The sequence below is a fragment of the Bartonella sp. B23 genome (assembly GCF_053793815.1).
The window spans coordinates 1,230,451-1,250,378 of sequence record NZ_CP200033.1 but is presented as its reverse complement, the minus strand read 5'-3'; the positions used below and the strand labels follow the sequence as shown (position 1 = coordinate 1,250,378).

The following is a 19,928-nucleotide window of genomic DNA, read 5'->3' as shown; positions in this document are numbered from 1 at the left end:
TTCCTATAATGATTTTTGACACAATTGAGATAAAACAATTTGTTTTAACTGATTGTATAAAAAGCCAGCTTATGCAAATTCACATAGCCAAAGTTATTCCTTTTGCATCCTCAATTTTGTATGTTCGCTCTCGTTGTGGAGTGGGATGATGTCTTTGCTTTATAGAGTGAGTGCTTTGTGTAGCTTTTGGTACATCGGCAAACTCTTGCTGTATTACATGGTTCTGTTTAATATATTCTCTTGCTTTTTTTACAGTATCGCTACAAAATTTAATACTGTTAGACAGAGATAAAATACTATTTTCAGCATTTTTGCGGGCTTTATTTTTTATGCCACATGCATTGATACCGGCAAATTTATGAATAGATTGAGGATCGTTTGCAATCTGATTTGAGAGATCAATCCCGATATCAGGATTTTTTCGAATTTCCATAATCTTTTTTGTCAAAACATTCGAATTTCCATACACTTTTTTACACCAGAATTCAGTTTGTTTTTCATATGTTCGGATAGATGAGAGAACAAAAAACATTTCAACAATTGCCTCATTCGTGAGAGGACTTTTTTCTCTGTCAGGATGATGGAGTAATTCTTGCAGGCTTTGGGTTGTTGCTGCAGGCTGTTCCGGTTGTTCATAATTTTCTTGTTGTGGCTGAGAAAATAGGTGAGTTCGCTTATATTTTATCACCTTTGTATATTCTTCAATAGAGTGACACAGAGACATAACACCTCGTTCAGCGTTTTTGCGTGTTTCATTTTTTAAGCCACATGCATTGATACCAGCAAATTTATGAATAGATTGAGGATCTACCGCAATTTTCCATGCAATTTCATTACCAAGAGCAGGATTTTGTATAATATCTTGCATTTCTTTCTGAAGAATATTGTTGGTACCGTAAACAACAGAGGACCAACACATTATTGATTTTGCATGTGCTACAACCTGCGGATCATGCCATATTCTTCTTGCAGGTGTCAGTTCCGAGAAGGTGGGTGTTGTTTCTTGTGAATTATGCGCCACATGAAATTCTTTAGAGGTAGATGTCCCTGTGATAAGTTGTCCGTAAATTTGTCTTAATTCGTTTATAAAAAAATATGGAAAATGGGATGTTTGGCTTTTTTTCATGCATATTGCCCTTTAAGCATTATTAAAAAATTCTTTAGTGTTCTTTTTATTTTTAGATTTTGATAGCTTTTATACGAAGAGATGCAGCAATTTAAACAATCTCCAAATATTTGACGCTATCTGGACACATTGTAATTAGTATTTGTGTCTTTTATGTATCTTTTTTGTGAAATTTATTGATGTGTTATATAATGCAAAATATGGTATTTTTGTGGATAGAATTCTATAATAATTCTTTTATACAATTGCGATGAAATGGTTTTCTCTAAGAAGAAGCAAATGAAGAGTTGGTTTATACTTCATTAGTGGGAGGTATTGATAAGGTGCAATCGATTTTTAGGATCTACACCTGACATTGTTTTTTCAAGCTTTATAGCTAAAAATCGCTTTTGTTTTTTGATACATCAAGCATGTAAGAAAGCGTTGTGAGACTGTTTTTCTGTAAGGCTTTACAATTTTTTGATGTTTAGGTGATTTGGTCATTAATATTCCCAAACATGGAATTATTGTTGCATTGGTATAAAAAACAAGATATCTCCTCTTTCCGTGGTGATGAAACAATGAGGCTTTGCTAGACCCTCTTAAGATTTTGGCATATTTTTAGCTTTTCTATCTTCTCTGCTGTTTGGCTAAAATAACATCTTTTATTTGCTGTGTTTTTTCTTATAATTTTTAAAATCCTTCATCTTGTTATGTAATATTCTCCTCAGTGTATACGCGCTCTAGTTTTTTGATATTGAGCGTCTTTTTTATTTGCAAACTTGCTGAAAATAGAGAATTGTTTGAATTCTATCATGCGAATTTTTCTCCCATAGAAAAGTCTTTTGAAGCTCTCCAGTTTTTTCTACAAAATGAGTAGGTTAACGTGAAAAATTCGGTATCCACACTGAATTTTTCTTACATGGAACTTTTGTATCTTTCTGGGGGGAGGCAATTTTTTTACACGCGTGAGATTCTATTTCTTTTTCGGTATGAAGCGATTTTTCTAAGCATTCAGTTTTTTTTGCGGTAGCTTGTTCAGGAGTATGTGGTTTTGTGTAAGGGAAATATTCTGCATTTTTTACAGCTCTTGTATAATCTTGCATAGCACTATGTAAGTATTTACAACTTTTTTCAGCATTTTTGCGTGCACGCGTTTTTATGCAGAGCAATTTCTTACCCGCAAGAGGATGAATAGCTTCAGGACATGTTGCAATTATCTGTGATGTTTCATCTCCTACAGCAGGATTTTGTAGGATCTCTTGAATTTCTTGTTGGAAAACATATTTATTGCCATACACCATAGCAGACCAAAATAAGACGTCTTGTTTGTATGATTTAACCAATAAATTTTCCTGCACTTTGTTTGTAAATTCTTCTCTTTTGCGCAGCACTTTTTTGAGAGAAACCGTTGCATGTTCGCTTTTATCTTCTAGCTCAAACGGTGGTGGTATATCTTCTGCTGTGTTTTCTTTTTTAAATTTTGATGATACAAATTTGGTAAATCTCGTATGTAGATGTTCTCGTTTAGGAGATGATATAGCTGCTTTCTTAGAGTGTCTTTGTAATTTTTTTGGCATGCAAGATGTGAAAAGATGTGTATTTTTTTCCATGCACGTCTCCTGTTAGGTTTTTGCAATATTTCCCATAAAAACTCTTTGACGTATTTTCCACCTTGATAGCTATTCATTTAAAGAGGATATAGATTTAGATAACCTCCGAAAGAAATCTTACCATCCAGATTAATCACAATAATTGACATTCACGTCTTTAATACAGCCTTTTATAAAATATAATCGAATGAGTTATACTAGGTTTATGGGAACATTCTGGTGAGACTTTTCTCCACTCCTGCACTGCCTTTTGACGCAAATTCCTTAAAATGATCTGCATCAAAAGATCTTTTTAAAAGCCAAGGCTTGTTTTTATATATGTTTACATAGCAAAAGCCATTCCTTTTCCACTTTTAGCTCTATGTTGTTGTACTTCATGCTGTGGAGAGTGTTGTCTTTCTTTGCTTTGCTGAACCCTTTGTTCAACCTTTTGTTTTGAACCCTCTGGTGCCTTAATGCATCTTTGTTGCGTTTCTTGTTCGTGTAAAATAAACTCTCTTGCTTCTTTTACCATCCCTGTGTAATTTTTAACAGCGTTGCACAGATAGGATAGGCTGTTTTCAGCACATCTTCGTGCATCATCCTTAAGACCCAATATGCTGCGGCCAGCGAGTTGATGAAAAGATGTAGGATTTGCTTTAAGCGTCCATAATAATTGTTCTCCCATAGAAGGATTTTTCAGAATGTCTTCCATTGGCTTTTGAAGGGCATCTGGATTGTTGTATACAATTCGACTCCAATATCTGATTAGTCTGCAACATCTTTGAACGGACGGTTCATTCCTAACCATGCCAAATACCTGCTCATTTGAAAGAGGTGATTGTAGTGAAGAAACTTTTTCCTGTACTACTGCCTTTGTAGATTTGTCTACTTGCATAGTATGCTGCGATGTATTTTGCGTTTCTTGTTTTTGTGCAAGATATTCCTTTGCTTCTTTTACAGTAAGCATGTAATCTCCAAAAGCACTATACAGGTTTGATAGATGCGATTCAGCACATCTTCGTGTTCCATTTTTAATTCCACATACGCTGCGGCCAGCGAGTTGATGAAAAGATGTAGGATTTGCTTTAAGCGTCCATAATAATTGTTCTCCCATAGCAGGATTTTTCAGAATGTCTTCCATTGGCTTTTGAAGGGCATCTGGATTGTCGTATACAATTCGACTCCAATATTTGAGTTTTAAGTAATCTTTTTGAACGGATACGTTATTTCGGATTAAGCCCGTAGCCACTTCACTTGATAGAGATGCTTCCCTTTTTCCAGCAGCAAGCGATTCTTGTAGGCTTCTTTCCAGTACTTTATTCTCTACCGGAGCTGTGATGTTCATACCTTTATATGTATAGTCTACAGCCTTCATATAACCATCAATGGCAGAAGATAGGTGGGATACAGCGCTTTCAGCGTTTTTGCGCGCTTTTGTCTTAAAGCCAAATATTTCTATACCTGCAAGCGAATGAATAGACGCAGGATGTTCTGTTACACGCTTTAAAAGGGAAGCTCCCATCGCAGGATCTTCGAGGATTTTTTTAGTTTCTGTATGCAAGATATTCTTAGAGCCATAAACAGTTTTTGACCAACGTTGAATTCCCTCTGCATATACTTCGACTAGTGGAGAACACTTCACTTTATCAACGATTCTTTCTTTTAGGAAAGTTAATTCTTGTTGCGTAGTTACCGCCTGTGCACTCTCTAAATTGAGAGATGTTGCGGCATGTTGTTTTTCTGTTTTTCCTGGCGTGCGGGATGAAAAAGGAGAGAGGTGTTTTTTTTCCATACATGCGTTCCTTTCAAGCTTTTACAATATTTTCTCAGAAAGCACCTTAGTGTATTTTTCATCCTTGCTTTTTTGATAGTTTTTAGTCAAAAAAAGCATCGTAACTCGAATGGTATTCTAAGACTCTGTAAAGTACATAATGTGTTAACATTAGATATTTTATATGTTTTTTTTGTGTTTATCAATAGGTTGTATTAAATTAAAAAAATATTTTTCTCTATTCTTGGCACGCATTATCCTGCAGGATTTGCGCTAAAAAGGCCAAATTAAGAGCGAAAGCTTAACTTGTACACGCTTAGTTAGCGAGAGTTAGAGCTTTGGTTCCTGGGGCTTTTCGTGGTTGAACGCTTTGCGCTTTTTTGTGTGTATGTTTAGAAGTTTCAGAGACTCCATGATGTATGACAACTGATGAGCACTCAGAGTTCTCTGATAAGTCTTGTTGTTTATGCAAATCTTTAGCTGATTTTATAGATGAGGTATGATTTCTTTGCTGTTCTTGATGACTCTGCAAGATACTCTCTTTTGCTTTCTCTACAGCATTTGCAAGGTTGCTAACAGAATAAAGCATGTGTGAAAGACTTGCTTCAGCATTTGTGCGGGATTTATTTTTTATGCCACATACATTGGTGCCGGAAAGTTTATGAAAAGACTGGGGTCTTGCTTCAAGTTGTTGTATAAAAACTTCTTTCATAGAAGGATCTTGGAGCAGGTTTTCAGTTTGTTTTTGCAAAGCATCTTGATTTCCAAAAATAGTTTTAGACCAATAACGTACTCGTGCTTGATGTTTTTTGACTTCAGAATCTCGTTGAATCATGTCAAGAACTTCTGCATTTGAAAGAGGCCCTTTTTCCCTTTCAGAATGATGTCGACTTTGTAAAATTTTGTCCATTCTTCTATGGTCTATTAATTTCTCATAGCGTTTTAATTCCGAATTTGGGAACTGCGATAAGCAGTCTCTTGCATATTTTACAACTATTCCGTATTGACTAATAGCTTCGCAAAGAGCGACAATACTTTTTTCAGCATTTCTTCGTTCTTCATTTTTTATGCCACATATGTTGGTGCCGGCGAGTTTAGAAAAATTACCAGGATTTAGTGCAATTTGCCACGAAAGATCTTCTGCTACAGCGGGGTCGCATTGGATTTCCTTAATTTTTTTCTGCAAAGCTTTTTTGTTGCCATAAACAATCTGACAGCATTGATAAATGTCTTTTCTAAACCCGTTCTCCAACTTGTTGTGTGGAATTAATCTTGTAATTTGTTCCTCTGAGAGAACTGTTTTTTCCTGTCGTGAGGAGAGGGGCGCGAATATGCTTTTTTCTTGTCTCATATCCCCAGTTTTCTCATCTTCTGTCAGAGGTGTCATTGAACTTGTGACAGCAGTCGAAACATTTTCTGTTAAAAAAACTTCATTTTGCTGATTTTCTTCCAGTACAGGAGTTGATTTTGTGATTCTTGAAAAAACTTTTGAATGGTGTTGTGTGGGTTTTTTTATCAAAGTTTTTTGAAAATGGGATGTTTGGCTTTTTTTCATGCATATTGCCCTTTAAGCATTATTAAAAAATTCTTTAGTGTTCTTTTTATTTTTAGATTTTGATAGCTTTTATACGAAGAGATGCAGCAATTTAAACAATCTCCAAATATTTGACGCTATCTGGACACATTGTAATTAGTATTTGTGTCTTTTATGTATCTTTTTTGTGAAATTTATTGATGTGTTATATAATGCAAAATATGGTATTTTTGTGGATAGAATTCTATAATAATTCTTTTATACAATTGCGATGAAATGGTTTTCTCTAAGAAGAAGCAAATGAAGAGTTGGTTTATACTTCATTAGTGGGAGGTATTGATAAGGTGCAATCGATTTTTAGGATCTACACCTGACATTGTTTTTTCAAGCTTTATAGCTAAAAATCGCTTTTGTTTTTTGATACATCAAGCATGTAAGAAAGCGTTGTGAGACTGTTTTTCTGTAAGGCTTTACAATTTTTTGATGTTTAGGTGATTTGGTCATTAATATTCCCAAACATGGAATTATTGTTGCATTGGTATAAAAAACAAGATATCTCCTCTTTCCGTGGTGATGAAACAATGAGGCTTTGCTAGACCCTCTTAAGATTTTGGCATATTTTTAGCTTTTCTATCTTCTCTGCTGTTTGGCTAAAATAACATCTTTTATTTGCTGTGTTTTTTCTTATAATTTTTAAAATCCTTCATCTTGTTATGTAATATTCTCCTCAGTGTATACGCGCTCTAGTTTTTTGATATTGAGCGTCTTTTTTATTTGCAAACTTGCTGAAAATAGAGAATTGTTTGAATTCTATCATGCGAATTTTTCTCCCATAGAAAAGTCTTTTGAAGCTCTCCAGTTTTTTCTACAAAATGAGTAGGTTAACGTGAAAAATTCGGTATCCACACTGAATTTTTCTTACATGGAACTTTTGTATCTTTCTGGGGGGAGGCAATTTTTTTACACGCGTGAGATTCTATTTCTTTTTCGGTATGAAGCGATTTTTCTAAGCATTCAGTTTTTTTTGCGGTAGCTTGTTCAGGAGTATGTGGTTTTGTGTAAGGGAAATATTCTGCATTTTTTACAGCTCTTGTATAATCTTGCATAGCACTATGTAAGTATTTACAACTTTTTTCAGCATTTTTGCGTGCACGCGTTTTTATGCAGAGCAATTTCTTACCCGCAAGAGGATGAATAGCTTCAGGACATGTTGCAATTATCTGTGATGTTTCATCTCCTACAGCAGGATTTTGTAGGATCTCTTGAATTTCTTGTTGGAAAACATATTTATTGCCATACACCATAGCAGACCAAAATAAGACGTCTTGTTTGTATGATTTAACCAATAAATTTTCCTGCACTTTGTTTGTAAATTCTTCTCTTTTGCGCAGCACTTTTTTGAGAGAAACCGTTGCATGTTCGCTTTTATCTTCTAGCTCAAACGGTGGTGGTATATCTTCTGCTGTGTTTTCTTTTTTAAATTTTGATGATACAAATTTGGTAAATCTCGTATGTAGATGTTCTCGTTTAGGAGATGATATAGCTGCTTTCTTAGAGTGTCTTTGTAATTTTTTTGGCATGCAAGATGTGAAAAGATGTGTATTTTTTTCCATGCACGTCTCCTGTTAGGTTTTTGCAATATTTCCCATAAAAACTCTTTGACGTATTTTCCACCTTGATAGCTATTCATTTAAAGAGGATATAGATTTAGATAACCTCCGAAAGAAATCTTACCATCCAGATTAATCACAATAATTGACATTCACGTCTTTAATACAGCCTTTTATAAAATATAATCGAATGAGTTATACTAGGTTTATGGGAACATTCTGGTGAGACTTTTCTCCACTCCTGCACTGCCTTTTGACGCAAATTCCTTAAAATGATCTGCATCAAAAGATCTTTTTAAAAGCCAAGGCTTGTTTTTATATATGTTTACATAGCAAAAGCCATTCCTTTTCCACTTTTAGCTCTATGTTGTTGTACTTCATGCTGTGGAGAGTGTTGTCTTTCTTTGCTTTGCTGAACCCTTTGTTCAACCTTTTGTTTTGAACCCTCTGGTGCCTTAATGCATCTTTGTTGCGTTTCTTGTTCGTGTAAAATAAACTCTTTTGCCTCTTTTGCAGTAAGTATGTAATCTTCAAAAGCACTACACAGGTTTGATAGATGCGATTCAGCACATCTTCGTGTTCCATTTTTAATTCCACATACGCTGCGGCCAGCGAATTTATGAAAAGATGTAGGATTTGCTTTAAGCGTCCATAATAATTGTTCTCCCATAGCAGGATTTTTCAGAATGTCTTCCATTGGCTTTTGAAGGGCATCTGGATTGTCGTATACAATTCGACTCCAATATTTGAGTTTTAAGTAATCTTTTTGAACGGATACGTTATTTCGGATTAAGCCCGTAGCCACTTCACTTGATAGAGATGCTTCCCTTTTTCCAGCAGCAAGCGATTCTTGTAGGCTTCTTTCCAGTACTTTATTCTCTACCGGAGCTGTGATGTTCATACCTTTATATGTATAGTCTACAGCCTTCATATAACCATCAATGGCAGAAGATAGGTGGGATACAGCGCTTTCAGCGTTTTTGCGCGCTTTTGTCTTAAAGCCAAATATTTCTATACCTGCAAGCGAATGAATAGACGCAGGATGTTCTGTTACACGCTTTAAAAGGGAAGCTCCCATCGCAGGATCTTCGAGGATTTTTTTAGTTTCTGTATGCAAGATATTCTTAGAGCCATAAACAGTTTTTGACCAACGTTGAATTCCCTCTGCATATACTTCGACTAGTGGAGAACACTTCACTTTATCAACGATTCTTTCTTTTAGGAAAGTTAATTCTTGTTGCGTAGTTACCGCCTGTGCACTCTCTAAATTGAGAGATGTTGCGGCATGTTGTTTTTCTGTTTTTCCTGGCGTGCGGGATGAAAAAGGAGAGAGGTGTTTTTTTTCCATACATGCGTTCCTTTCAAGCTTTTACAATATTTATATACAAAACTCCTTAATGTATTTTTTGTTCTTATTATTTGAAGTTTTTTATTTAAAAGAGTCTCTTAATGCGAACAATTATTACACAACATTTTTGGCACAAACCGTCTTACAGGGATCTACACCAATCAATCCGATTAGGAGCCAAAAGCCTACCTTGTGTGCATTTAGCTGGCAAGGGCAAATGCTTTTGTTCCTAGAGTTTTGCGCAGTTTGGCGCTTTGCGTTCTTTCATGGGTATGCCCAGAAGTTCCAGGAACTTCATGATGCTGATCTGCTGATAAGCTCTCAGAAGATCTCGATAAATCTTGTTGTTTATGCAAGGATTTCACGAATTTCTCAGACGATTCAATCTGTTCTTGTTGTGCCTGATGATTTTGCAAAATATTTTCTTTTTCTTGTTTGACAACATCCATAAAATTGTTAATAGAGTCAACCAGCTGTGGAATATGTGCTTCAGCATTTTTGCGCGCGTTACTTTTAAATCCACACATGCTTATACCGGAAAGTTTATGCAAAGAGCTGGGGTCTACTTCAAGTTGTCGTATGAGTCCAAATCCCTTAGAGGGAATTGTCAATATATTTTCAATTCTTCCTTGCAAAATATCTGGTTTTCCAAAAACAACGCCGGACAAATGTGCTATTTGTGCCTGATGTGTTTTAACCATTGAATTCTGTCGAGCTATATGGGTAACTTCTGTATTTGTAAGTGTTTCACCTCCTTTTTCAGAACAATGTTGACTTTGTAAGATTTTTGACATTTCTTCACTGCCTATGATTTTTTCATAGCGCTCTAATTGTTCCTGTGGAAACCGAAAGAGATTTTCTTTTGCATTTTCTACAGCATTTGCGTAACAACCAACAATTTGACACAGGATAGTCAAATTCCTTTCAGCATTTTTGCGTGTTTTATTTTTTATACCACATACATTTATACCAGCAAATCCATGAATACTTTTAGGATTCTCCTCAAGTTGCCACAAGAGATCTTTCCATAGGAGAGGGGTTTTTTGAATTTCATTAATTTGTTTCTGCAAAATATCTTTTTTTCCAAAAACCTCTTTGCACCAATAGGAAATTTCTCTTTGATATTCTATAATCCATGGATCATATGCAATTAGTTGTGTAACTTCTGCCTGCGAGAGGGGGGGGGTTGTATCTTTTGAAGCAGTTGCTTTGTACATGGTTTGCCTCTTGTTGTTCTCTTTTAGTAACTTTTTTTTCATTAAAGCTTCTGTTGAACCCGGGGTAATAACTGAAGCATGCGTATGTTCTGTACTGCTGGATGGAAGATTTTCTTCTAAAAATAAGGATTTTTTGTTCTCTTTTATAGGAGTGTGTTGTTTTTTTTTGGAAGTACCTGCCGCATGGCGGCTTTCTTCTTCAGATGATTTTCTGGAAACTTCTTCATAGTATTTTACAAGTTCTTGCACTGAAATACGTGAAGAAGGGGACGGGCGATTTTTTTTCATGCATGTTTCCTTTCAATAATTTTATACAAAGGAAAATATCAATTCGAATGATCTCCAAAGAACCTATCTATTCACAACTGTCTTAATTAAAATTTATGTTTTCAATGCAGCTTTTTTGTGAATTTATAAACAAATTGCATAAAATCATAGGAACTGTTTTTGATAGATACTTTCTGCAACACCCCCCGCCAATTTCTGGCGTAATCTCGATTAAATCGCTTACACCAAGAGATTAGATTAAAGGCAAAATCTTGCGCATTTTTATGATTATATACGCTTACATGACCACTTTTTGGGGAAGAGCATGTCCGCGTGACTGCATCTTTTGCTGTTGAGAATGTTGTTGTTTCTCTGGTGCTTTGTGAAGGTATTGTGCAACATTCTCTGGTTGTAAATCAAGATGCTTTTCTTTTGCACTACGGGTATATGTTAGCTGTTTTCTTATTTGTTGTACAACACCTGTATATGCATCAAGAGCACTACACAATTGTACTAGATTTTTTTCAGCATTTTTGCGTGCTTTCGTTTTAAAGCCGCAAAAATTATAGCCAGCAAGATTGTGAACAGAATGAGGGTTATTTAGTATGTCTCGTGAAAGTTGTTCTCCCATATCAGGATTTTTGAGAATATTGTCCATTCTTCTCTCTAAAACATTCGATCTACCAAAAACAACCTTACTCCAATAACTGGTTGTTTCTCTGAATGCTTGCACAAACTCGTCATTTTTAATTCTGCGAATAATTGCTTCACCTGAAAGATAATTTTCTCCTCTATATTGTGGAGCAATATATGTGTAAACGTTTTCCCTCAAATATTGTCTACCATTGTGCTCTTGCGTATTAAAACCTGTGCGGACAATTTTTTCTGAGAGATGTGAATGATGTGCTTTCCTTGGCTCATTAACCTTTGCATGTGACGATTCTTCGTTTAGTTGTTTATAGACAGGACGCCTCTTTTTCATGCTTGCTTCCTTTTTGTAGGCTTCTTAATTTAGAAAATGCCTTTAGTGCATATTTCATCTTATGTTTTTAAAGAACAAGATTGATTTGAATAACTTCCAAACAATCCGCACTATTCGCAACCATTTTAATCAACATTTATGTCTTTAATACAGCTTTTTTATGAAATTTATCAATTATTTATATAAAATTATGAGAGCTATTTTTGTAATACTCCCCAGCTCTTGGTGTAATTTAGGTCAAATAACTTACACCAAGAGATTAGATTAAAGGCAAAAGCTTGCGCATTTTTACAATTATGCACGCCTACATAGCCATAGCCATTCCTTTTTTAGAAATCTGTTTTTGTTGTTGTACATCTTGTTCTCCAGCAGTTTGTTGTCTTTCTCCTTTGTGACGATGAGCTCTGTGTTCTAAGTGTTGTTCTTCTCGGTTTTCTCCTCTTTCATGACTATGGCGTCTTCCATGTTCCTGTACAATGCCCTTGTGTGCCTGTGTTACAACAGATGCATATTGTTCAAGAGCATTATGGAGGGAGGAAAAAGCATCTTCAGCGTGTAGGCGTTCTCGATTTTTTATGCCAAGTATTTTTTTACCCGCAAGTTGGCCAGGGCTCTCAGGATTTTGAGCAATGTCCCACGTGATATCTTGTGCTGTTTTAGGGTCTTGAAGAATCTTAAAAAGATGTTTATCAAGAGCATGATCATTGCCATAGACAATATTGCTCCACTCTTTGGTTCTTTCTATACTGGCTTGGACAGCTGGATCTTTTAAAAGTTGTGCGGCTATATAATCTGGCGTGAGAGGTTTGTTTGTACTTTGCGTTCTGGCGCCTGCATGTGCCATTTCCTTTTGGAGCTGTGCGCCAGTGCGCTCTCTTACATTAACATCCGCGTAGACAGTTTCTTCTGGACGGGTTCTGCTGCCGGAAGCTCCTACATTAATATCTGCATAGACAGTTTCTTCTGGACGGGTTCTGCTGCCGGAAGCTCCTACATTAATATCTGCATAGATAGTTTCTTCTGGGCGGGTTCTGCTGCCGGAAGCTCCTACATTAATATCTGCATAGATAGTTTCTTCTGGGCGGATTCTGCTGCCGGAAGCTCCTACATTAATATCTGCGTAGATAGTTTCTTCTGAGGGGGATGTGCCACGGGTTTTTTCTGTGTTAGCACCTGTGCGGACATTTGCCTCTGGATGAGTTGGATGCTGTGCTTTTCTTGTTTTATTAACCTTTGCATATAGCTCTTCTGGGTTCATTGTATGATGTGTGGGATGATTTTTTTTCATACTTTTTTCCTTTAGTTTTAATTTAGAAAACTTCTCCGGAACATTCTCTGTTTTCTCTATGGTTTGATAGTTTTTGTACAAAGAAAAATGTTCTTGAAATAATCTCTAAAAAAATCTTCTTGCTATTCTCGCCCACTGTAATAAGAATTTGTGTTTTAAATACATTTTTTTTGTGATATTTCACTAATAAGTTGCATAAAATTACAAGTATATACTTTTGATAGATATTTTCTGTGATATTCTTCACCCACTCTTGGCGTAATCTAGATTAAATCGCTTACACCAAGAGATTAGATTAAAGGCAAAATCTTGCGCATTTTTACATTATGCACGCTTACATAGCTGTCGCCATTCCTTTTTTAGGAGCATGTTTGCATTGTTGTACGCCTTGTTCTCCAACAGCTTGTTGTTTTTTTGTGGGATGATAACAATATCTAATTGTACCTTTTCTCTGGAGCTCTTTATGTTCTGCATAATCAGGATTCATCATTTCTTCGGCTAGCATTTTCATATCCCGTGCATGTTTATCAAAAGTTCCACACAGGCTGATAAAATTTTCTTCAGTTGCTTTGCGAGCCGGACTTTTTACGCCAAGTATTTTTTATCTGCAGGTAGCCTATGGTCTTCAAGATTTTAACAAGAGACCATGAGACACAAATTCTTTTTTCACTGTGTTGAGTGTTTATGTTCTTTTTAGGCTTGCTTGTAAGCTGTTTTTTCGTAAGAGGCGGTGTTATGCCTTTTGAAGTAGTGTCTGCACGTATTGTTTCCTCTGAGCGGGATCTGCCATTGGGTTCTCCTACATTAATATCCGCGTAGACAGTTTCCTTTGGTTGATTTAAGTGTGGTACCTTTCCTAATTTATTAACCTATGCATATATCTCTACTGGGGTTATTGAATGCTGTGAGGGATGATTTTTTTCATGCTTTTTTCTTTTAGGTTTTTTAATTTAGAAAACTTCTTCGGAACATTTTCCATTTTCTTTATGCTTTGATAATTTTTATACGGAGAAGAATGTTACTTAAAATGATCTCTAAAAAATCTTTCTCTATTTTCGCTTACTATAATAGGCATTTTTGTTTTTAGTACAGTTTTTTTAAATGGTATTTTATTAATGCATTGTATAAAATGATGTGGTCCATTATGATCAGGGTTTTCCATAACATTGCGCAACATCCTTTAGCTTAATTTACATGAGGAGATTCGCATTAAAAGATCAGATGAAAAATAAAATCATACCCAATGTTTAATCAGTAAGAGACATACATGGATTACGATTAACTCTGAAAGAGCGTACTTCAGATTGTGCTGCTTTCACTAGTTTTACAATTTGAGAAATTTCTTTTGCTTTGCTTTCTGATATGCCAAGAAGGTGAGAAAGTTTTGTACAATCATTTTCTTTTATGGCGTTACGATCTTCTGCTGATAAACGATTTTGCAATTGGCACCAAAAAAAATGGAGCTGTTTTTGCAGTGATACAGAATGAAAAAGAATGTCTCTTTGTTTTTGTAGTGGTAGGGTAAGAAGGTTTTGCAATTCTTTCTTTGGTTTTTTGACAGATTTTCCAAGACGATTTTGTTCTCTTTGGTGTTGCTCTAGAATTTCTTCTTTTGCTTGTTGTGTTGTAATAACATAATTTTTAAGCGCTTTACTTAGATGCGGGACTGCCATTTCAGCATTTCTGCGAGCTGAATTATTCATGCAAAGTATTTTTACGCCTGCAAGTTTACAGATTGATTGAGGATTTTGAGCAATTTGATTGGCAAATACTCTCCCCAAGCTCGGATTTTCATTTATCATATCCATTTTTACAGTTAAGGCTTGTTGGTTGCCATAAACAATCTTTGACAAACGCTCAACTTCTTTTCGGTTTATTTGAACATAAGGATCGTTTGCAATCTTTGTACACAATTCCTCAGACGTGATGGGTGCTAATATCTCTGGGGGGATTAGTATTTCTTGTAAGTTTTGAACGTTGGACTTTTGAAACGAGATATAATCATCCTCTTTTAGTGTTTTAACTTGTTCTGGTGGCAGATCATCTTTGTGACCAACGACAAAAAAATCCCCCATCTCTATAACAAAACCTTCCGCTGAACAACCTCTATAGATACCATCATAAGACACACCTTCTTTTGCTGCGATAACCATATGATTGCTGATTGTTTCAAGTCCCGAATTTTTCATCTGGGAAATAAATTCCTTTAAAATGAGTGATTTTTGCGGATGAGTGGCATCTTCAAAGAGATGTTGCATCGGTTCTGAATTGCCATACTGCATTGCTTCAATACAGGCAACCATCATGCGTTTTTTTGTAATACAAGAAAAGTCAATGGCATGGCCTGCTGCTTGCCCAATTTTTTCCATAAACATTCGTTGTGTATGTCCGTTGCCTTTTCTGAAAGGATGTATATGGTTGAGCAGCGTAAAGATTTCAGCGGCGTTTTCAGCAAACTCTTTGCGCGATAAGCCTTGTAAGTTATTCTTTGCGCTGAGTATTTTCTCTAATTTCTGAAGCTCTTTTTTAATCTGTGGCCCGACAGCAAAAGGAATCTCGTGGCCTACAGGTCGCATTGCTGGCATATGCGCTGAACTGCCATCTTCAAATGTAAAGAGGGTATCGCGGGTTTGTCCGGCCCATTCAAAACTTTTATGGAAGAGGTTCCAGTGAATTAATTTCAAATAGGCGGCATCAAATTTTTTGGGTGGTGGTTCATACCGAAAATTTACTGCTGCTCTGGCTGCTTCGTGAGTACAGCGTTCATGAAGTTTTTGTGGGTTTTTAATGCTATATTTATTTTTTAATGTTGTACTCTTTTTATATAGATAATTCTTCTCTAGCATGTATTCTTTCCTTATAGGATAGGACAGTCGATGAAAATGTGCTAAACTTTTTGTATAGAAAGTTTCCTTTCGTACATTTTTTGAGATTTCATGGGCTCAGGGGGCGAGCGTTATGCTTTGAATATGCAAGGATTTCTGGCTGTATCAACCGCTTTATGGTACTTGTGTAATACCTTTTTCGTGTGTGAAATACGAGAATGATTCACGCAGGTCGTTTTTATATATGTTTTTTTGTTTATTTTCTTATATAAGTGCTTTCTGTTGCGCTCTTCACTCCTGATTTATTATTGTCGAAAATGGCAAGACTTCTAACCACGTTTCCTTCAAAAAATCTGTATTCAAAAAATCTTTTATGGATTTTAAAATGCGGATATTAGATGCCATTAATTATTTGATTGGTTGGAGACTCTTTATAAAAAATGATGGTATACACGAGAGTAAAAACAACAATTAAGGATTTTTTTTGTTGTTTCATATAGAATTTTTTTTTAATGAGCTGTTATGAAAGAGAACGTGTATCTTTTATACCGCTGTTATTGTTTTGATGCTCAATACGCATAAGAGAGTGTTTTTCATTTTTTCTTTGCTTGTGGGGCAAATCGGTTTTTTTCAGCAGCTGCTAACATTTCTTTTCTTCTAAAATAGATCGCTCGACCACATCGCAAAGGAGGTTGTCCTTGCATAAGAATAATTTGTTCATCTTGACGCATTTCTTGAATAATTTCGTGCGGTAAAATCAGCGCTCTTTGTTGATAGTTGATGTTGTAAGAACTTCTTCCTAAAGATATACCTCTTGATTTGTTTATGCCAGCTACTTCAACTGTCATTTGACCACAACGTTCTGAAATATCCTTGGCTGTTTGAAGGTCTTTAATGGCGGCATAACTCACAAAGGAGCAGCTTTCAAACCATGATCGCGCGCCAGATTCGCCAAAGTGATTGACTAACTGACCAGAGGATTGATAAAAGAGCATCAAGGATGTACCGTATTTACGACCACGATCACGCGCTTCCTCTAATATATTCATATAGCCAAGAAGATCAACTTCATCCAAGACAAACAAAACACGCTTTTTGTAGTTTCCATCAGCTGTAATCATTGCATTTAAAAAGGCGCCAATAATTACTCGTCCAATTGCTGGATAACTGTTTAAAATGCTTGCAGGAAGATTAAGAAAAACATCTGTATTTCCATTTGTAATGTCCGAGGATGCAAAATCATCACCACAAACAAGATCAGCGTAATTAGACAAAGAAAGCCATTGGGTGTCTTTTGATGCGGTTGTGTAGACCCCTGAAAAAGTTTGTTCTGCCATTTCCGTGAAAATACCAACCATTTCGCGGATAAAAGGAGAAGGTGTTGTTTCTTGGATCATGCGTAATTGATTTACAACAGCAGTTTCGGATTGAGACAAAATTCCGCGTAATGTTTTTAAGTTGCGTTCACTGTCCTCATATTCATCAGAAAATACCACGTGAGCGAGAAGAGCTGTTAAAAGATTATGTGCTTGTGTTGAAAAATATTCTGCCGAAGAATTTTCTGACTTTTTATCAGTGATAAGCAATTTGGAAAAAGCCACAACATTGGCTTCACGTTGTGTGCGTGGTACGCTATCATCCAAAAGCCAATCAAGTACGTTAAAATTTTTTGTTAAAATTGAATTTGGATCAAGAACAATAACATTTCTGTTGCCCATTCTTTTCCGAGCAAATTTAACCATTGGTGCAACTTCGGTTGAAGGATCAAGACAAACAACAGAGCCTGGATATGTTAAACATGTGGGAACCACTGTACTTGTTGTTTTATACCCACCAGAACCGGCAAAAAAAATCATATGGGTTGAGCCAAAATCAAGATTAAAGGTGAGTAAGGGCGCTTTTCCGCCTTTTCCCCATGTTGTTTTATTGCCAGGAGAAAAAGGAATTTTGCACACACTGTCTTGATCAACACGGTATCTCTCGCCAACAACAATTTGACCATTGGCGGGAAAAATTTTCGCTGCCTCTCGTAAATTCATCCATGAGGCATCACCAAAAATCCCTTTTTTTGCCCTTTTGGCTTTGTTTGTGCGCGGAATGGTTGTAATGAATTGAATTGCTAAAAGGGTAACGCCGATGACGACACCAAAGATAACCATAGGATCCATGAACTGGAGAGCATAATCCCAGGTTATCCCTTGTTGACCAACGTAGGGGCTTAAACGTTTTATTTCACCGAAAATATAGTAAAAAGCTGTGATCGCAAAAAAGATAGCTGAGACACGTGTGATTGATTTGCGCAGGTGTAGTTTTTGTGAGAGGCTATAAAATAACGAAACAGAAGAAATCAGCGTCAATACTATTAAGGGTTTTGAACGGAGGTACCAATAAATTTGATTTCTCTCAAGATCACTTATTATAAATGATAATAAATGAGGAACAAGAAATATTGTTAAAGCACCCAAAGCGATAGGCATCAAAATAAGTGCCAGTTGCGTTTTTGTATATTTCATTTTTGTCTTAACTTTCGATTCTACTGTGGAACGCTGTAAAATGATATCTTCAAAATAGGCAATATGGTGTCAAATACCCCTTTTTCATGAGCGGTGAAGAATTAAAATATCCTCATTCATAAACGTTTAAATAAAAATAAAGTACCTCATACTTTTAACTGGCTATAGCGAGTACATTTTGGTGCTTTAGTGTACGTGTGTAATTTTGCTTATATGTTTCTTTGGCTTTCTGAACAATGTTGGTAATTTCTTGTGCTTTTTGTTCTGACACACCAATGCTTTGCGCAAGTGTTTTATAATCATCATTTTTGATCGCACGATATTCATCTGCTGAAAGACGATGCTCTAGATTGCGTACAAGATTGTGAAGCTCTTTATACAGCAAAGGAGATTGAGACAAGACTTCATTCTGTTTTTCTGGTGATAAGCAAAGAAGATTTTGCAAGTTTTTACTTGGCTTTTTTACTGACTTTCCGCGGCGTTCTTGTTCGATCTGATGTTCTTGAGTGATCGCATGATACGCATATTCTACAGTATACGTATAACTTATAATGGCCGTACGAAGTGTACTAACATGCTCTTCAGCATTTGCGCGCGTTCGACTTTTAAAGCAAAGAAAATCAAACCCTGCAAGAGGAGAAATAGAGTTAGGAGAGTGTTCAATCTGATCAATAAGATGTTGGTTTAATTCGGGATTTTTAATAATATCCATCATCTGTTTATTTAATGTTTCTGAGCTGCCATAAATAATTTTTGACAAATTTTTAATTCGGTTGCGAGTTGTTTGGACATGGACGTTTTCCGCAACCATTTCGGCCATTTCCATTTTTGATAAAGGTGCTAATGTTTCTTTTGGGATAAGCGTGTTTTCAAATTCTTCAGCTTTTGGGGCTGTAAAAGTGATTGTATCACCGGGTTTTAATGTTTTTATTTGTTCTGGTGTGAGATGTTCTTTATTGCAGATAATGTAAATACCTTGTGCATCGAGCATAAAGCTATCAAAATCAACATCTCTATAGATGCCCATGTAAGTTATATCTTCTTTTGCAACTATAACAGAATGATCATTAATATCGCGCCCAAGATCTGTCATGTGGTTCATGAATTTTTGTAAGATACATATTTTCTCCGGATTAGAGATATCTTCAAATATATGTTGCATAGGCTCTGGATTGCCATATTGCATTGCTTCAATGTCGGCAGCCATCATGCGCTTCTTTGTTATAAGTGAAAAGTCAAGTTGATGTCCTGCTGCTTTGGCGAGGTTTTCAAAAAAGAATTGTTGTGCGTGTTCATTGCCATCTATGAATGGGTGTATACGTTTGAGGGAGATAAACATTCTCACTGCTTCAGAGATAAACTCTTTGCGCGTTAAATCTTGCAAATTGTTTTTTTCGGCAAGCGCTTTCTCTAATCTTTGTAAGTTTTCGATGATTTTCTCATCGGCTACAAAAGTATTGCCCCATTCTTCTTTTTTCATTTCTGGCATAGCGGCAACACTGCCATCTGCAAATGTGAAGGGAACAGTACGGATATTTCCAGCCCATTCAAATGTTCTCTTAAACAATTGGTGATGAATATGGCACAGATAAGCGGAATCAAAATGCTCTGGCAGCGATTCTTTACGCAAAATCTTGGCTGCTTTTTCTGTATCATGCAAACACTTCTCCAGAAAAAGTTTAAAATCCCTTTCTCCATATTTATTTTTGAGTGTGTTGGTACCAGGATAGATATAATGATGGGGTGAGGGGCTCCATCTTGTTTTTGACTTTGCTTTTGGCACAATGACCTCCTTGTAATGTGATCGGATCCCTAGGAGCGTTAAACTTTTCGTGTATCATTCTAAGATGTAAAGCGTTTTAGGGAAAATGTA

Annotated in this window: 13 protein-coding genes; all 13 read right to left on the bottom strand. The window is 36.0% G+C overall.

The window, feature by feature from the left end; all coding sequences use genetic code 11:
* Positions 1-79: 79 nt before the first annotated feature.
* Positions 80-1,126 (bottom strand): BID domain-containing T4SS effector, encoded by a 1,047-nt coding sequence (locus V4B17_RS05480; RefSeq protein ID WP_455479171.1) that lies wholly within the window; start codon positions 1,124-1,126, stop codon positions 80-82.
* Positions 1,127-1,986: 860 nt separating this feature from the next.
* A complete protein-coding gene (locus tag V4B17_RS05475) occupies positions 1,987-2,718 on the bottom strand; it encodes a BID domain-containing T4SS effector (RefSeq protein ID WP_455479168.1) in 732 nt (243 codons plus the stop codon).
* Positions 2,719-3,040: 322 nt separating this feature from the next.
* Positions 3,041-4,492 (bottom strand): BID domain-containing T4SS effector, encoded by a 1,452-nt coding sequence (locus tag V4B17_RS05470; protein WP_455479170.1) that lies wholly within the window; start codon positions 4,490-4,492, stop codon positions 3,041-3,043.
* A 295-nt stretch (positions 4,493-4,787) separates the two neighbouring features.
* On the bottom strand, positions 4,788-6,026 hold the full coding sequence (locus V4B17_RS05465) for a BID domain-containing T4SS effector (RefSeq protein WP_455479169.1): 1,239 nt from the start codon (positions 6,024-6,026) through the stop codon (positions 4,788-4,790).
* Between the two features lie 860 nt (positions 6,027-6,886).
* Positions 6,887-7,618: a BID domain-containing T4SS effector gene (locus V4B17_RS05460; RefSeq protein ID WP_455479168.1), complete on the bottom strand. Its 732-nt coding sequence runs from the start codon at positions 7,616-7,618 to the stop codon at positions 6,887-6,889.
* A gap of 322 nt (positions 7,619-7,940) precedes the next feature.
* Positions 7,941-8,963 carry a BID domain-containing T4SS effector gene (locus tag V4B17_RS05455; RefSeq protein WP_455479167.1) on the bottom strand — a complete coding sequence of 341 codons (1,023 nt, stop codon included), beginning with the start codon at positions 8,961-8,963 and terminating at the stop codon, positions 7,941-7,943.
* Positions 8,964-9,163: 200 nt separating this feature from the next.
* Complete coding sequence (locus V4B17_RS05450) at positions 9,164-10,468, bottom strand: BID domain-containing T4SS effector (protein WP_455479166.1); 1,305 nt, start codon at positions 10,466-10,468, stop codon at positions 9,164-9,166.
* 277 nt (positions 10,469-10,745) lie between these two features.
* Positions 10,746-11,429 (bottom strand): BID domain-containing T4SS effector, encoded by a 684-nt coding sequence (locus V4B17_RS05445; protein WP_455479165.1) that lies wholly within the window; start codon positions 11,427-11,429, stop codon positions 10,746-10,748.
* Positions 11,430-11,733: 304 nt separating this feature from the next.
* Positions 11,734-12,717 (bottom strand): BID domain-containing T4SS effector, encoded by a 984-nt coding sequence (locus V4B17_RS05440; RefSeq protein ID WP_455479164.1) that lies wholly within the window; start codon positions 12,715-12,717, stop codon positions 11,734-11,736.
* Between the two features lie 334 nt (positions 12,718-13,051).
* A complete protein-coding gene (locus tag V4B17_RS05435; protein ID WP_455479163.1) occupies positions 13,052-13,222 on the bottom strand; it encodes a hypothetical protein in 171 nt (56 codons plus the stop codon).
* 742 nt (positions 13,223-13,964) lie between these two features.
* Positions 13,965-15,563, bottom strand: coding sequence for a BID domain-containing T4SS effector (locus tag V4B17_RS05430; RefSeq protein ID WP_455479162.1), 1,599 nt, complete (start codon positions 15,561-15,563; stop codon positions 13,965-13,967).
* A 572-nt stretch (positions 15,564-16,135) separates the two neighbouring features.
* On the bottom strand, positions 16,136-18,055 hold the full coding sequence (gene traG, locus V4B17_RS05425) for a Ti-type conjugative transfer system protein TraG (RefSeq protein WP_455479161.1): 1,920 nt from the start codon (positions 18,053-18,055) through the stop codon (positions 16,136-16,138).
* A 154-nt stretch (positions 18,056-18,209) separates the two neighbouring features.
* Positions 18,210-19,838 carry a BID domain-containing T4SS effector gene (locus V4B17_RS05420; RefSeq protein ID WP_455479160.1) on the bottom strand — a complete coding sequence of 543 codons (1,629 nt, stop codon included), beginning with the start codon at positions 19,836-19,838 and terminating at the stop codon, positions 18,210-18,212.
* Between the last annotated feature and the right edge of the window lie 90 nt (positions 19,839-19,928).

Bases quoted from the DNA above. Each gene is read 5' to 3' on its own strand.
- V4B17_RS05480 (WP_455479171.1), bottom strand. From the start codon at position 1,126: ATGAAAAAAAGCCAAACATCCCATTTTCCATATTTTTTTATAAACGAA.
- V4B17_RS05475 (WP_455479168.1), bottom strand. From the start codon at position 2,718: ATGGAAAAAAATACACATCTTTTCACATCTTGCATGCCAAAAAAATTA.
- V4B17_RS05470 (WP_455479170.1), bottom strand. From the start codon at position 4,492: ATGGAAAAAAAACACCTCTCTCCTTTTTCATCCCGCACGCCAGGAAAA.
- V4B17_RS05465 (WP_455479169.1), bottom strand. From the start codon at position 6,026: ATGAAAAAAAGCCAAACATCCCATTTTCAAAAAACTTTGATAAAAAAA.
- V4B17_RS05460 (WP_455479168.1), bottom strand. From the start codon at position 7,618: ATGGAAAAAAATACACATCTTTTCACATCTTGCATGCCAAAAAAATTA.
- V4B17_RS05455 (WP_455479167.1), bottom strand. From the start codon at position 8,963: ATGGAAAAAAAACACCTCTCTCCTTTTTCATCCCGCACGCCAGGAAAA.
- V4B17_RS05450 (WP_455479166.1), bottom strand. From the start codon at position 10,468: ATGAAAAAAAATCGCCCGTCCCCTTCTTCACGTATTTCAGTGCAAGAA.
- V4B17_RS05445 (WP_455479165.1), bottom strand. From the start codon at position 11,429: ATGAAAAAGAGGCGTCCTGTCTATAAACAACTAAACGAAGAATCGTCA.
- V4B17_RS05440 (WP_455479164.1), bottom strand. From the start codon at position 12,717: ATGAAAAAAAATCATCCCACACATCATACAATGAACCCAGAAGAGCTA.
- V4B17_RS05435 (WP_455479163.1), bottom strand. From the start codon at position 13,222: ATGCTAGCCGAAGAAATGATGAATCCTGATTATGCAGAACATAAAGAG.
- V4B17_RS05430 (WP_455479162.1), bottom strand. From the start codon at position 15,563: ATGCTAGAGAAGAATTATCTATATAAAAAGAGTACAACATTAAAAAAT.
- traG (WP_455479161.1), bottom strand. From the start codon at position 18,055: ATGAAATATACAAAAACGCAACTGGCACTTATTTTGATGCCTATCGCT.